The organism is uncultured Shimia sp., assembly GCF_947493595.1.
GTDB lineage: Bacteria > Pseudomonadota > Alphaproteobacteria > Rhodobacterales > Rhodobacteraceae > Shimia.
This window is the reverse complement of record NZ_CANLRL010000001.1, coordinates 804,432-819,253: the sequence shown is the minus strand read 5'-3', so window position 1 is coordinate 819,253 and position 14,822 is coordinate 804,432. Positions and strand designations below refer to the sequence as shown.

The following is a 14,822-nucleotide window of genomic DNA, read 5'->3' as shown; positions in this document are numbered from 1 at the left end:
AAAACCTGCCCAAAACAGGCAGGCTTTCTTGTTTTCCCATTTAGAAACCGGGGGGCTTATTCGGCTGCTGCCTGCACCGTATCCCCGTGCCGCAACGCTGCGAGCAACTCTTCCCGTCGCTTTGCAGCTTTGGCTTCATTTTTCACCTTCACAGGGCCAAAGCCTTTGATCTGCAACGGCAATTCCGCCAACGCAACCGCCGCGTCCGAAGCTTCCGCCCCATGATCGGCAATCACCTGCGCCATATCCGCCTCAAATTGCGCAATCAGCGCCCGCTCCATTTTGCGCTCCGGATGGCGTGCAAACGGATCAAGCGGGGTTCCGCGCAACCCTTTCAACTTGGCCAAAACCGGGAACAGACGCATCATGCCCTTGCCGTACTCCGTTTTCAACGGACGCCCGTTTGGCCCCTCTTTGGCAAGCAGCGGCGGCGACAGATGTACCTTCATGTCGAAATTGCCCTCAAAGACCTCTTCGGCCTTCGCCCGCGTCTCCAGGTGCAGCCGCGCCACCTCATATTCATCCTTATAAGCCAACAGCTTATGGTACCCCAAGGCCACAGCCTTTTTTAACCGGGCATCCGTCACCCTGTTCACCAGTTTAAGGTATTTCTTGGCCAGCCCTTGGCCCTGATACTTCACCAGATGCTCCGCACGGAAAGTGATCTTCTCGTCCAGCGTCTTGGGCAACTGCACCAATTTTGGCGCCAACATGTTTGCCGCCTGCTCCGGGTACAGCACCGCCCAACGGCCAATCTCAAACGCGCGCAAGTTTTTCTCGACCGCAGCGCCATTAAGCTCAATCGCGCTGACAATCGCTTCATGGCTGATTGGGATAAGCCCTTTTTGCCAGCCCGCACCAAACACCATCATGTTGGAAAAAATCGCATCCCCCATCACCACACGCGCCAACTCGGACGCATCAAACAATGCCAGTTTCTCACGCAACCGCGCTTGCAAGGAAATTTCCAAACGCCCTGTTGGCAGTTTGAATTCGGTGTCCTGCGTAAAATTGCCGGTGATGATTTCATGGCTGTTCACCACAGCCCCGGTCCGGCCTTCCGATGTCAGCCCCAAGGTCTTCGCCCCGGCACTCACCACCAGATCGCCCCCAATCAACGCATCACACTCACCTGTGGCCACGCGCACCGCGCTGATCGCCTCTGGCGTCTCGGCCACACGGCAATGGATATGCACCGCGCCACCTTTCTGTGCGAGACCAGCCATCTCCATCATGCCGGCCGCTTTGCCGTCAATCTGCGCCGCCTGAGACAGGATCGCACCAATGGTCACAACACCAGTACCGCCGACACCAGTGATCACCACGTTATGCGTGCCCTCAATTGGTTTGATCTCAGGCATCGCCATGGGCGGCAATTCCAACGCCGCCGTCGCACCCTTGCGGATTTTCGCGCCTTCCACGGTCACAAAGCTGGGACAGAAGCCATTCAAGCAACTGAAATCCTTGTTACAGCTCGACTGGTTGATCTTGCGCTTGCGCCCCAGTTCGGTCTCTGCTGGTTCAATCGAGATACAGTTGGACTGCACCCCACAGTCGCCACAACCTTCACAGATATCCGTATTGATAAACACCCGACGATCCGGATCAGGAAACTGCCCGCGCTTGCGCCGGCGGCGCTTCTCACTGGCACAAGTTTGCACGTAAACAATGCAGCTTACACCACTGATTTCGCGAAATTTCTTCTCAACACTCATCAACTCCGAACGTTCGTGGAACGTGATGCCAGAGGGGAACACGGACTGATCCACATCCTCTTTCTCGTCATAGACCACCGCCACATGTTGCACGCCCATCGCACGAACCTCACCGGCAATCTTTTGCGGGCTCAAGCCCCCATCATTGGCCTGCCCACCGGTCATCGCCACCGCGTCATTGAACAGGATTTTGTAGGTGATGTTTGTTTCCGCCGCCAAAGCTGCGCGAATGGCCTGCACCCCGGAGTGGTTGTAGGTGCCATCGCCCAGGTTCTGGAACACGTGTTTGGTCTTGCTAAACGGCGCCTCACCAATCCAGTTCGCGCCCTCGCCGCCCATATGGGTAAAGCCGGTGGTCTCGCGATCCATCCACTGCACCATATAGTGGCAGCCAATCCCGGCATAGGCCCGGCTGCCCTCCGGCACTTTGGTGGAGGTGTTATGCGGACAGCCAGAACAGAACCACGGCGTGCGCACGGCAATATCCTCGGCATTGTCCGCCCGCTGCGCCTCTTTCAAGGTGTTCATCCCGGCCTTCACCGCATCGGTGCCGCGGCCTTCTTCAATCAAGATGTCACCAAGCTTCTCGGCAATCATAATCGGGTCCAGCGCACCGCGAGTTGGGAACAACTCCTCGCGCCCCAAGCTGCCATATCCACCTTTGTACCAGCCATAGACTCGCCGCCCGCGCCGGTCATCAAAGATCGCCTCTTTGATCTGCACCTCGATAAGCTTGCGCTTCTCTTCAACCACCACAATCAGGTCAAGCCCCTCGGCCCATTCGCTGAAAGATGTCATATCCAGCGGGAAGGTCTGCCCGACCTTATAGGTGGTGATGCCAAGCCGCTCCGCCTCGCCCTCATCAATGCCCAGCAGGTCCATCGCATGCACCAGATCCAGCCAGTTTTTGCCAGCCGCCACAAAGCCAATCTTGGCCCCCGGCTTGCCCCACACCCGCTTGTCCATCTTATTCGCGCGGGAGAACGCCTCTGCCGCAAAGCGTTTGTGGTCAATCATCCGCGCTTCCTGCGCGTGTGGTGTATCGTGCAGGCGAATGTTCAGCCCACCTTCCGGCATATCAAACTCCGGCGTCACAAACTCCAACCGATGCGGATCGCCATTCACCACCGCGGTGGCTTCAATGGTGTCCTTCATGGTTTTTAGGCCAACCCAAACGCCAGCAAACCGGCTCAGCGCCAGACCATAAAGCCCATAGTCCATAACCTCCTGCACACCCGCAGGTGACACCACAGGCATATAGGCATCCACCAAAGCCCATTCGGACTGGTGCAACACTGTGGAGCTTTCTCCGGTGTGGTCGTCGCCCATCGCCATCAGCACACCGCCATTGGGGCTGGTGCCCGCCATATTGGCGTGGCGCATCACATCGCCGGTCCGATCAACACCCGGCCCTTTGCCGTACCAAAGACCAAAGACGCCATCAAACTTGCCCTCGCCGCGCAGTTCCGCCTGCTGACTGCCCCACAGCTGCGTCGCCGCAAGGTCTTCGTTTAGTCCGGTTTGAAACAACACATCATGCGCGGTGAGCTCTTTCTCCGCGCGCATCATCTGACTGTCCACGGCGCCCAGAGGTGAACCGCGATACCCGGTCACATAGCCAGCGGTATTAAGCCCAGCCTTGGTGTCGCGCGCCTTCTGCATCAACATCAGCCGCACCAAAGCCTGTGTGCCATTCAGCATCACATTGTCTTTGGTCAGGTCCAATCGGTCATTCAGTGACACCTTCTGGATACTCATCTTGCGCTCCCCTCGCTGGACGGTCATTCCTATATAATCTCATTATTAGGTCACAATATCTGACCTAAGCAATGATTTTTTTTGAACACCCGTTTCTTTAAGCCGCGCGCTCTGATCACAAAACACCGCAAGATTACGGTGTAGGCAATTGACCCGAAAAGAAAAAGCGGCGCCAAAGACACCGCATTTCGCACACCACAGATGGCAGACATTCAAGATGCCGTTACGTCCCGACCACTTTGGCCAACGCAACCGGCACCGTGGGCAATTCCTCCCACTTTCCGTCCAAAAACTCTACAACCTCCGCCGCAGGCACTGCTTTTTCAAACAAAAAGCCCTGTGCACGTTGGCACTGTAGATAACTGACATAAGCCAAATCTTCGACCGTCTCGATGCCTTCCGCGGTCACTTCCAAATGTAGTCCTTGGGCCAATGACACGATACCTGCGACAATTTTTTGGCATTCTGGGTTGTTGGAAATGTCCGTCACAAAACTTCGGTCAATCTTCAACCGATCAAACGACAGGTTCTGCAAAGCCGCCAAACTCGAATACCCGGTGCCAAAATCATCCAGCGCAATCGCCACGCCAATGGCCTTCAACTCCTCCAGCTTGGCCCGCGCAACACCAAAATCGTCGATCACCGAACTTTCAGTGACTTCCACGATCAGGCGCTCCGGCGGAAATCCCGTGCCCTCCAACACCATACGGATCGACGGCACCAGATTGGGATCCCTGAATTGCACCCCCGACACATTGAATGACAACGTCAAAGGCCGCGCCCAATCCTTGGCCGCCACACAGGCCTGTCGCAACACACTGAGTCCCAATGTGCCAATCTGTCCGCTGTCTTCGGCAATCTCGATAAACACCCCTGGCGGAATAGACCCGCGCTCCGGATGAATCCACCGCGCCAGAATCTCCACACCGCTCACGCGGTTCTCGTCAATGTCCACAATGGGCTGAAACCACGGCACCACCTGCTCATGCGCAATCGCATCACGCAAGTCCGCCGCAATCGCCTCGCGGTCCATCGCTTGCCGATCCAGATCCGCATCATACCAGGTGAACCGTCCACGCCCCTGGGTTTTGGCCATGCCCATGGCTTTGTCCGCCCGGCGCATCACTTCTGAAATGTCATCCCCGTGCCGCAGTGCCACCAACCCAACCGACGCACCAATAAACACCGCTGTATCGCCAAAATAGAACGGCTGCGCAATTTCGTGCACCAAACGTTGCGCCGCGCGCTCAGCCTGTACCGCATTGACCTTTGCACTGAGCAAAACCGCATACTCGTCCCCGCCAAGCCGTGCCACTGTGCCCCCCGCGCCAGCCTCAAGTTTCAACCGCTCGGCCACTTCCTGCAAGGTGGCATCCCCCACCTCATGCCCATGCAAACTGTTCACCGGGTTGAACTTATCCAAGTCCATCAATGCAATGTAACGCGGCGCATCGTCCGAAATCTGCGACCGCGCCAGCCCGCCCGCAACTTCCTTAAATGCGCGCCGATTCAGCACGCCGGTCAGCGGGTCGTGACGTGCATTGGCCGCAGCACTCTTACGCATCGCTTCCCGTTCCCGCGCCATGCGCCGCAAATGACTGGCCTGGAAAAGAACGGAGAACAGCAACGCCACAGTGAGCAATGTCACCAACAACGCCAGCTCATCCAACTCCCAATCCTCATGGGCGCGACTGTATTCATAGAAGGCTTCAAAAACTTCATATTCGCCGAGGATGGGAAACAAGACGAGCGCCGTCAGGAAGATCCCGCCATGCACAAGATGGTGCCAGTGGAGCTTTGCCTTGAGCCGAGATAGTACCTTCATGAAGTGCCTCGTCTATTGATAAAACACTGTTTTCAAACGATTCCTAATCAAAGATTAACAAGTCAGTAACCACAATTTAGTTTTTGACGCGAAATAAAGAAGGTAAATGAAAAAGCATCTCCAAGCGCCCGCAATCATTGCCGAAGCTCTGCAATCAACCCAAGTACCACCTATGCCAAATTCTTCGGCATTTCGCCCAATAGATAGGCCACCCTGTCAATTCGGGTAGCCATCTCCGCAAAGTCATGTTTTTTCGTCAAAACTTTGCTTTCCCTCTCCACTCTACACGCGTATGACCGCGCCTCCAAGCCTCCCCACGGTAAGTTTTTCTTTGACTGAGAACTAACCGCATGACACAAAACAAAAAAATGGAGCTACCATGGATTGGGACAAACTCAGGATCTTTCACGCGGTTGCCGACGCGGGCAGCCTGACCCACGCCGGAGACGTGTTGCACCTGTCTCAGTCCGCTGTCTCGCGCCAAATCCGCGCGCTTGAGGAAAGCCTGAACACCACCCTGTTCCACCGCCACGCCCGCGGCTTGATCCTGACGGAGCAAGGCGAGCTGCTGTTTGACGCCACCACGGCGATGAACAAACGTCTGGACGCCGCATCCGCCCGCATTCGTGACAGCGAGGAAGAAGTGTTTGGCGAGCTGCGCGTCACCACCACCATCGGCTTTGGCACACTCTGGCTGGCGCCGCGTCTGGCAAAACTCTACGAGCAATACCCGGACCTCAACATCGACCTGATGCTCGAGGAAAAGGTGCTCGACCTGCCCATGCGCGAGGCGGACGTGGCCATCCGCATGAAAGAGCCCAGCCAGGCAGACCTCATCCGCAAACGTTTGATGAGCGTGCGCATGCGGCTGTACGCCTCCCAGAGTTACCTAGAAACTCACGGTGAACCACAAACTCTAAAAGACCTCACAGAGCACCGCCTCATCTGCCAAAACGTCACCTCTGAACAGGTTGGCGCGGGCGCCAGCTTTGTCACCAGCCTGTTGGCCAATGACATTACCAAGATGCTCTATGTGAACAATTACTTTGGTGTACTTCAGGCCGTCAGCCATGATCTTGGCATCGGCGTCTTGCCCGACTACCTGATGCAGGATTTCCCGGATCTGGTGCGCGTCGGCACGGAAATTGAATCCGCCGAAGTCCCAGTATATCTGGCTTTCCCTGAGGAATTGCGCCAATCCAAGCGCATTGCCGCCTTCCGGGACTTTGTGCAGGAAGAGATCATTCTGCACCGCAAGCAATTGCGAGAAAAAGACATTTCCTAAGCTATGCAATCCACGCATAGCGGGCATGCTGCGCCTGCGACACAATATCTCTTGAAGGTTCACAAACTGACTACTAATTCATCTCGTGAAGGCGATGATTGCTTATACGCTCATCATCTTCACCTCCCTGTTGGACTAAGGCCGAGCTTATAGCTCGGCCCTTTTTTTTTGCCATTTCACAATCTGAAATCAACAACGTCGCCTTTCCAAGTCAGGCGAACACACCTTGACCTACTCACGTAAAAGTCTTCTCCTATGGTTAATCATTTTTTTGACCGTAGAGTTCCTTATGAGACATATCGTTTCGAGCATTCTTCTGACGCTGTCATTATGCGTCGCTGCAATGACCACGGCGCAGGCCCAGGGCCTGCCCACCACAACTGCCACCGGATCCACTGAGACCGCAGCCCCTGAAATCAACCCCGAGGAAATGACCACCGAGGCGATCAACGCCATGGTCGCACGCATGTCGGACGACGAAGTCCGCGCCGTGCTACTGGATCGTCTTGATGCAGTGGCCGCTGCGCAGACAGAGCAGGAAGCACCTAAGTCTATGGTAGAGCGCGCGACCAACCTATGGCACGCTTTCTCCCAACCGCTGCTGGGCGCTGTTCGCAAACTACCGGCACTAATACCTGCGCAAGTTCAAGCGTTCAAAACGTTTGTCGAAACCCACGGTGGTATTGGCGGAGTGCTAACCCTCTTGGGGCTTACAGCATTGTTGCTCGCAGTTGGTCTTGGCGTCGAATATGCGGTGCGCACCTGGCTCATCAAAGTGCGCAACCCGGAGGCTGCACAGGGTGACACCACGCTGCGCGAAGCTGTTGTCTTCCTGCTTAAGCGCTTCCTGCGAGAAATCTTTGGCTTGGTGATCTTCTATATCACGGTACGTGCCCTTGGCCGTACTGTTCTGGATGCCCAACAGGTCACTTTTGTTGCGCCGTTTATCGGATACATGATTTGGATGCCGCGCATCGCCGCTGCCTTCTCCCGTTTCCTTTTGGCGCCCAATCGACCAGACCTTCGCCTTGTCAGCATCAGTGATCAATGGGCAGCCTTCCTTCACCGACATATCATCGGCATTGTGGTCCTTGGCGGCGCAACCATCTTTGTGGTCAAGTTCAATGAAATAAACGGCGTTGCCCCGGGCACAACCCGCATCGGCTTCTGGCTGGACTCTCTGGTCTATGTCTACATTTCTTATGTTGCCTGGACCGCCCGTGAGGGTCTCAGCGACATGATGCGCGGCGACGATCCTGACCGCACCGAGTTTGATGAATCCGTGGCACGCTGGTATCCTTACTTCGCCATGGGTGTGGCTGGTGCCACTTGGGTTCTGGTGTCCACTCTGATTGGCCTGGGCAAAGTACAGCTCCTGGTGGGTGGCGCACATTACACCACCATGTTCTGGCTGCTGATTGCCCCGGTGATCGACACCGGCATCCGCGGCTTGGTGCGCCATGTTGTGCCCCCGATGCAAGGCGAAGGCAGCATTGCGCAGGCCGCCTATATTGCCACCAAACGCAGCTACGTGCGGATTGGCCGAGTGATCGCCATGGGCATTGTGTTGGTGATCATCACCCGCACATGGAACGTCTCTCTTGGCAGCCTGTTGCAAGAAGGCGCGGGCATTGGCGACAACCTGTTCAGCTTCGCCATGACAGCCATTGTAGGCTATGTGGTGTATGAGGCCATGAGCCTCTACATCAACCGTCGCCTCGCGGCTGAGATGACCGCGCTGGGCATGACCCAAGAAGACGCCGGCGGCGACGAAATGGGCGGCGGCGGCGGCTCTCGCCTGTCCACCGTCCTGCCTCTGGCTCTGGTCACGGCCCAAGGCGCGATCATCGTGGTCTTCACTCTCTTGGCCATCGGCAACCTCGGCGTCGACATCACGCCATTGTTGGCTGGTGCTGGTATCGCTGGTTTGGCGATTGGTTTTGGCGCGCAGAAACTGGTCACCGATGTGGTCTCCGGTGTGTTCTTCCTGGTGGATGACGCCTTCCGCGTCGGCGAATATGTCGAGATCGAAGGCACCATGGGCGCGGTCGAGAAAATCTCGATCCGCTCGATGCAGCTGCGCCACCACCGCGGCCCGGTCCACACCATCCCCTATGGCGAAATCCCCAAGCTCACCAACTATTCCCGCGACTGGGTGATCATGAAGCTCAAGTTCACCGTGCCGTTTGACACCAATCCAAACCAGGTGAAAAAGATCTTCAAGAAGATCGGTCAGGAGATGCTGCAAGAAGAGCTCTACAAGGACGACTTCCTGCAGCCGTTCAAATCGCAAGGTGTGTTTGACTTTGACGATGTGGGCATGATCATCCGCGGCAAGTTCATGGCCAAACCGGGCAAGCAGTTTATGATCCGCAAAGAGATCTACAACCGCGTGAAAGCCGAGTTCAACGCCGCTGGTATCGACTTTGCCCGCCGCGAAGTGCGCGTGGCCCTGCCGGAAGGTGCCAAGGATCTGCCAGAGAAAGATCAGGCCGCCCTCACCGCCGCCGCCGCAGCCGCCGCGCAACAACAAGAAGAGCAAGCCGCCGCCGCGCCCTCCAAAGGGCCGGATTGATCCGGCTTACAAAGGACACACAATGACGGCACATTTTGCCACAACACTCAAAGCAGCCGCCCGGATCCTTCCGGGCGCTGCGCTTGCGATCTTGCTGTCGTGCTCCACCGTACAGGCTGACCCGTTTGCCAATGATATGATGAATGGCTCACTCGACGACGCCCGTACCCAGGATACCCCCCTGGGGTTTGGCAATGGCTCAGTGGTGGTTGCGCCGGTGCCATTCAAGAACGTGCTGATTGGTGCTGGACTGGTGCTTGGCGGCGGCTATCTTTTTAACATTGATGAAGGCAGCGACACCTCCATCCTTGGCCTTGGCGTGATGCGATCCGACAACGGCACCAACGCCTATGGGTTTGGCGGTAAATTTGTCTGGGATGAAAACCGCTGGCAGGTCAGCGCCAGCCTGGGCCAGGCGGAAGGCTTTTATGATCTCTTTGTTGGCGGCACCCCGGTGCCAGTGCGCCAAACCGGCGACGTCGCCAACCTCAGCGTGTTGCGCGGCCTCAATTCCGACCTGCTGTTTGGCGGCTCCCTGCGCTATCTGGACACCACCCTGGGCTACAACAGCTCCGGCACGGGCCTGCCGCCCCTGCCCGAAGGCCACCTCGAAGTGGGAACCGTCAGCCTTCTGGCCAAATGGGACACCCGCGACGACGATTTCTCTGCCCGCAACGGCCACCTTCTCGACGGCGCGTTGACCTACGGCCAAATCTTGAACTCCAGCGGCCGCGATTACAGCAAAGCGGTGCTGACCTACAACCACTACCTGCCAATTGGCGATCAAAACAGCATTGCGACCCGCTTTGCAGGCTGCGCCAGCAGCGAAGACACCCCGTTTTTTGACCAATGTTCTCTGGGCGGCACCGACGGCTTCCGCGGCTTCAGCCCAACCGAGTTTCTCGACGACGCACTGCTTTCAGCACAGGCCGAATACCGCCACCAGCTCAGCAGCCGCTTCTCCGGTGTGGCTTTTGCAGGTTTTGGCAACACCGGCAGCAGTTTCGGCCGCATCGGCGACTCCGATGTCCGCTACGCCGGCGGTCTGGGCCTGCGTTTCCAACTGTCGAAAAAGTTCAAAGCCGTCTTCTCTGTGGACATGTCATACAACGACCGCAAAGAAGACCTGCTCTATATCTACGTCGGCCAACGCTTCTGACCGAGGTGCCTCACACCCGCACTTCATTTGACCCAAAATATCCCGGGGGCTTGGGGGCTGGCCCCCAGGAACTCCCCCTACAACAGACGGCTTTTTGTGCCATTTCCCCCCTCCCGTCAGATTAAGCCTGCCTTAAGCCTTCCCCTTTTGCCCTCCCTGCCCTAAAAGCCCCCCAAATGCTGTTTATTTGGGGACTCTCGCGACATGCAGGAACCGGCCATCACCACCGATCTCATCGAAGCTCATGGACTGAAGCCTGACGAATACAACCTGATCCTGGAGATCATTGGCCGCGAGCCAACCTTCACAGAGCTGGGCATCTTCTCCGCGATGTGGAACGAGCACTGCTCGTACAAATCTTCCAAAAAGTGGCTGCGTACCCTGCCCACCGAAGGCCCACAGGTAATCTGTGGTCCAGGCGAAAATGCTGGAATCGTCGACATTGGCGATGGCGATGCCGTTGTTTTCAAAATGGAAAGCCACAACCACCCGTCCTACATTGAACCCTACCAAGGCGCCGCGACCGGCGTTGGCGGCATTTTGCGGGATGTCTTCACCATGGGTGCGCGCCCTGTGGCCGCGATGAACTCCCTGTCCTTTGGTGAGCCTGACCACCACAAGACAACACAGCTGGTGAATGGCGTTGTCGAAGGCGTCGGCGGCTACGGCAACTGCTTTGGCGTACCAACCGTGGGCGGCGAAGTCCGCTTCCACCCGGCCTATAACGGCAACTGCCTCGTGAACGCCTTTGCCGCAGGCCTCGCAAAAACCGACAGCATCTTCTACTCCGCCGCCTCAGGCATCGGCATGCCTGTTGTGTATCTCGGCGCGAAAACCGGCCGTGACGGCGTCGGCGGCGCCACCATGGCATCGGCGGAATTTGACGACACCATCGAAGAAAAACGCCCGACCGTTCAAGTTGGCGACCCCTTCACCGAAAAACGCCTGATGGAAGCGACGCTGGAGCTGATGCAGACCGGCGCTGTGATCTCCATTCAGGACATGGGCGCAGCCGGTCTGACCTGTTCCGCGGTGGAAATGGGTGACAAAGGCAAGCTGGGTGTGAAGCTCAACCTTGAGGACGTGCCACAGCGTGAAGCCAACATGACAGCTTATGAAATGATGCTGTCTGAGTCCCAGGAACGCATGCTGATGGTTCTGAACCCGGAGCTTGAGGCTGAGGCCCGCGCGGTCTTCACCAAATGGGATCTCGACTTTGCCATCGTAGGTGAAACCATCGCCGAAGACCGCTTCCTGATCCTGCACAACGGCGAGGTCAAAGCGGACCTGCCTCTGTCCCCGCTGTCTGGCCGCGCGCCAGAATACGACCGCCCGTGGGTGGAAACCCCAGCGGCGGAAGAATTGGCAGACGTGCCCCAGATTGACGCGATTGACGGCCTCAAAGGCCTGATCACCTCGCCAAACTACGCCGGCAAGCAATGGGTCTATGAGCAATATGACACCACCGTGATGGGCGATACCGCCCAGCGTCCCGGCATGGGCTCCGGCGTGATCCGCGTACACGGCACCGACAAAAAGCTGGCCTTCACCTCTGATGTGACCCCGCGCTATGTAAAAGCCAACCCCAAAGAGGGTGGCAAACAGGCTGTTGCCGAAGCCTTCCGCAACCTCTCTGCTGTTGGTGCTAAGCCATTGGCCACAACAGACAACCTGAACTTCGGCAACCCCGAAAAGCCTGAAATCATGGGTCAGTTTGTCGGCGCGATCAAAGGCATCGGTGAAGCCGTTGCCGCTCTGGACATGCCCATCGTGTCCGGCAACGTGTCGCTATACAACGAGACCGACGGCTCTGCCATTCTGCCAACTCCAACCATTGGCGCTGTGGGCCTGATTGCAGCTGGCGAAGAGCCGATCTTGGGCGAAGCACGTGACGGCCACGTGGCCCTGCTGATTGGGGACACCACCGGCCACCTTGGCCAATCCGCCCTGCTGGCAGAGGTCTTCAACCGCGAAGACGGCGACGCACCACACGTGAACCTCGATGAAGAACGCAAAAACGGCGAGTTCATTCGCAACAACCGCGACTGGATCAAAGCCTGCACCGACCTCGCAGACGGCGGTCTGGCTCTGGCGGCCTTCGAAATGGCCGAAGCGGCTGGCGTCGGTGTTCAGATCGATGTGGATGACACCCCAACCCTGTTTGGCGAAGATCAGGCCCGTTATCTGGTGGCCTGTAACTTCGATCAGGCTGAGGCGTTGATGATCAACGCTCAAAAGGCTGGTGTTTCAATCGCTTCCATCGGGAAGTTCACCGGTGACAGCGTCAAGTTTGGAAGCTCCGAGGCCTCTCTGGAGGAACTCTCTGCCACGTTCCGCAGCAGCTTTGCCGCGGCTGTTGCCTAATCCATGAAAGCCAACGCGCCGATCTTCTACATCCTGTCGCAGATCGGCGTGTTTTGCATTGTCTACACGCTGCTTCTAGCGTCGCATCGGACATCTTTTGCGATCGATTTCTGTGCGCTGGACTACGCCAACAAGACCATCCTCAATTTGGCAAAAGTCACGCTGTTTGTCGCGCTGATCCACGCCCCCGGCATCGTCATCGCACACCGGTTTGCAGAAATATCCTGGCCGGTTGCCACACTGCCGTTGATCTGCGCCTTGAGCTTTGTCTTTGCGCATTACGCCAATGACATCCTCCTTGAAGCTAGCAATCTATTCCACTGTGAAACAGGTTTCGACAAATCCGATATGCGCTCGATTTTTCGCCCCACTTGGACACATCAAGCCTTGTCTTGGGCGGCAATTGCTGTCGCTTATATTTGGGGCTTTAGCTCCTTGTTTGTGCTCTACAAAACTTCCAAGGTGCCTTCAGACCTCTATGAAGACTGACGCAGGCCCTTTGCCATGACATTGCCCGTCACCTTGCCGACCCTGAGCGATGACTGCAGCCAATGCGCCGCACTCTGCTGTGTTGCTTACCCTTTTGACGCTAACGAAGACTTCGCCCTGCTCAAACGCGCCGACACGCCCTGCCCCAACCTTTCCGACAGCTGCCTCAATTGTGCGATCCACGACGATCTCCTGCCCAAAGGTTTTGGCGGCTGCGTCGCCTACCAATGCGCCGGGGCCGGCCAACGCGTGACGCAAGAGCTGTTTGATGGCGAAACCTGGCGTGATGATCCGGATCTTCTGGAGCATATGACCTACGCCCTACGCGTCCTACGGCCCATCCACGAAGCCCTGTTGCTCCTGCAGGAAGCCAGCCACCTGCCCATCCCAGAGAGCTCCAAGCGTCAGGGTAAGTTCCTGATTGCCGCCCTTTCCCCGCCAGACCCGAAGTCAGTGCATGATTTTGAAGACCCCGAGGTACAGGACGCCCTCGCCGACGTGCCCGCCTACCTGCAATCACTTGCGACCTTCCTCTAAATCGCCTTGCAGAGCCGCAGCGGGCCACTTACATTTTTGAGCAACGACACAAAGGAATAGCTCACAATGCCAATGACCGCTCACGAAATCGAGGAACTCCTGCGCGAGACCTTCCCGGACGCCGACATTCAGGTTGGCGGCACCGACGGCGTGCATATGTCCGCGATGGTGATTGACGAAAGCTTCCGCGGCAAAAACCGCGTGCAGCAACAACGCGCCGTCTACGCCGCGCTCAAAGGCAAAATGGACGGCTCTACTGGTGAGCTACATGCCCTTGCGCTGACCACCAAGGCGCCTGAGTAGTGCCATCAGTCACCACCATTGTTGTTGGGATACTGGTTCTGGTGGTGGGCGCGGCCTGTGCTGAAGCCTTTATTAAGCGGAACAAACGCTCCAGCTTGAGTAAAATCAAACCGAAGTCTAGCGAAGTGCGGCATCACCCACTGGACAACGACAGTATGGACGCCATCATCGCCAAAAACCGGCGACTGGAAGAACGCAATGGTAAGCGCTGAGTGGACGGCCCTCTTGGAACGATGGCCGTATGGGCGCTGCTAAAACTAATTGATCTTGCCTATATGGTGGCCATCACCATATGTGAGGTCCGAAAACTGATGAAATATGGGCCTAGGTTCTGGCGCGTCGAACGGCAGCTACGATACCGCGCTTGGAAACGGAGAAAGACATGACCGACGTTAAAGACCGCATTGACGAGATTGTAAAAGCCAACGACATGGTGCTGTTCATGAAAGGCACCAAGGACATGCCGCAGTGTGGCTTCTCCTCCCGCGTGGCAGGCGTTCTGAACTACATGGCGGTAGATTACGCCGACGTGAACGTGCTGGCGGATGAGGAAATCCGTCAGGGCATCAAGGATTACTCCGACTGGCCCACCATCCCACAGCTCTACGTCAAAGGTGAGTTTGTTGGCGGCTGTGACATCATCACCGAAATGACCCTATCCGGCGAACTCGACACGCTGTTCACCGACAACGGCGTGGCATTTGACAAAGACGCGGCCGACAAAATCCGCGAAGCCAACGCCTAAGCTTCACATCATATCCAACTGAAAAGCCCCGCCAAATTGACGGGGCTTTTTTACTTTCAAACGGAGC

General features: G+C 56.9%; 11 protein-coding genes. 9 read left to right on the top strand and 2 right to left on the bottom strand.

What is annotated here, in order from left to right; genetic code table 11:
* Positions 1-56: 56 nt before the first annotated feature.
* Together Q0955_RS04100 and Q0955_RS04095 are read right to left on the bottom strand one after the other, a co-directional pair.
* Positions 57-3,473, bottom strand: a complete 3,417-nt coding sequence (locus Q0955_RS04100; RefSeq protein WP_299420213.1) for an indolepyruvate ferredoxin oxidoreductase family protein — start codon at positions 3,471-3,473, stop codon at positions 57-59.
* 223 nt (positions 3,474-3,696) lie between these two features.
* Positions 3,697-5,298, bottom strand: coding sequence for a bifunctional diguanylate cyclase/phosphodiesterase (locus tag Q0955_RS04095; protein WP_299420210.1), 1,602 nt, complete (start codon positions 5,296-5,298; stop codon positions 3,697-3,699).
* A gap of 379 nt (positions 5,299-5,677) precedes the next feature.
* On the opposite strand from Q0955_RS04095, the gene Q0955_RS04090 reads away from it, so the two are divergent.
* From Q0955_RS04090 to grxD, 9 genes are all read left to right on the top strand, one after another.
* Positions 5,678-6,583 carry a LysR family transcriptional regulator gene (locus tag Q0955_RS04090; protein ID WP_299420208.1) on the top strand — a complete coding sequence of 302 codons (906 nt, stop codon included), beginning with the start codon at positions 5,678-5,680 and terminating at the stop codon, positions 6,581-6,583.
* A gap of 289 nt (positions 6,584-6,872) precedes the next feature.
* Complete coding sequence (locus Q0955_RS04085; protein WP_299420205.1) at positions 6,873-9,158, top strand: mechanosensitive ion channel family protein; 2,286 nt, start codon at positions 6,873-6,875, stop codon at positions 9,156-9,158.
* 22 nt (positions 9,159-9,180) lie between these two features.
* Positions 9,181-10,317 carry a BamA/TamA family outer membrane protein gene (locus Q0955_RS04080; protein WP_299420203.1) on the top strand — a complete coding sequence of 379 codons (1,137 nt, stop codon included), beginning with the start codon at positions 9,181-9,183 and terminating at the stop codon, positions 10,315-10,317.
* A gap of 204 nt (positions 10,318-10,521) precedes the next feature.
* Complete coding sequence (gene purL / locus Q0955_RS04075; RefSeq protein WP_299420201.1) at positions 10,522-12,681, top strand: phosphoribosylformylglycinamidine synthase subunit PurL; 2,160 nt, start codon at positions 10,522-10,524, stop codon at positions 12,679-12,681.
* Positions 12,682-12,684: 3 nt separating this feature from the next.
* Entirely contained in the window at positions 12,685-13,170 is a 486-nt protein-coding gene (locus Q0955_RS04070; protein WP_299420199.1) for a hypothetical protein, read from the top strand.
* A gap of 15 nt (positions 13,171-13,185) precedes the next feature.
* Positions 13,186-13,707 carry a hypothetical protein gene (locus Q0955_RS04065; protein ID WP_299420195.1) on the top strand — a complete coding sequence of 174 codons (522 nt, stop codon included), beginning with the start codon at positions 13,186-13,188 and terminating at the stop codon, positions 13,705-13,707.
* Between the two features lie 66 nt (positions 13,708-13,773).
* On the top strand, positions 13,774-14,010 hold the full coding sequence (locus Q0955_RS04060) for a BolA/IbaG family iron-sulfur metabolism protein (protein ID WP_164642314.1): 237 nt from the start codon (positions 13,774-13,776) through the stop codon (positions 14,008-14,010).
* Positions 14,010-14,222, top strand: a complete 213-nt coding sequence (locus Q0955_RS04055) for a hypothetical protein (RefSeq protein WP_299420190.1) — start codon at positions 14,010-14,012, stop codon at positions 14,220-14,222. The genes Q0955_RS04060 and Q0955_RS04055 overlap by 1 nt, the downstream gene beginning before the upstream one ends.
* Positions 14,223-14,392: 170 nt before the next feature.
* Positions 14,393-14,755 carry a Grx4 family monothiol glutaredoxin gene (grxD, locus tag Q0955_RS04050; RefSeq protein ID WP_299420187.1) on the top strand — a complete coding sequence of 121 codons (363 nt, stop codon included), beginning with the start codon at positions 14,393-14,395 and terminating at the stop codon, positions 14,753-14,755.
* Positions 14,756-14,822 lie beyond the last annotated feature (67 nt).

Excerpts from the sequence above, each read along its gene's own strand:
- Q0955_RS04100 (WP_299420213.1), bottom strand. The coding sequence starts at position 3,473 with ATGAGTATCCAGAAGGTGTCACTGAATGACCGATTGGACCTGACCAAA.
- Q0955_RS04095 (WP_299420210.1), bottom strand. The coding sequence starts at position 5,298 with ATGAAGGTACTATCTCGGCTCAAGGCAAAGCTCCACTGGCACCATCTT.
- Q0955_RS04090 (WP_299420208.1), top strand. The coding sequence starts at position 5,678 with ATGGATTGGGACAAACTCAGGATCTTTCACGCGGTTGCCGACGCGGGC.
- Q0955_RS04085 (WP_299420205.1), top strand. The coding sequence starts at position 6,873 with ATGAGACATATCGTTTCGAGCATTCTTCTGACGCTGTCATTATGCGTC.
- Q0955_RS04080 (WP_299420203.1), top strand. The coding sequence starts at position 9,181 with ATGACGGCACATTTTGCCACAACACTCAAAGCAGCCGCCCGGATCCTT.
- purL (WP_299420201.1), top strand. The coding sequence starts at position 10,522 with ATGCAGGAACCGGCCATCACCACCGATCTCATCGAAGCTCATGGACTG.
- Q0955_RS04070 (WP_299420199.1), top strand. The coding sequence starts at position 12,685 with ATGAAAGCCAACGCGCCGATCTTCTACATCCTGTCGCAGATCGGCGTG.
- Q0955_RS04065 (WP_299420195.1), top strand. The coding sequence starts at position 13,186 with ATGACATTGCCCGTCACCTTGCCGACCCTGAGCGATGACTGCAGCCAA.
- Q0955_RS04060 (WP_164642314.1), top strand. The coding sequence starts at position 13,774 with ATGCCAATGACCGCTCACGAAATCGAGGAACTCCTGCGCGAGACCTTC.
- grxD (WP_299420187.1), top strand. The coding sequence starts at position 14,393 with ATGACCGACGTTAAAGACCGCATTGACGAGATTGTAAAAGCCAACGAC.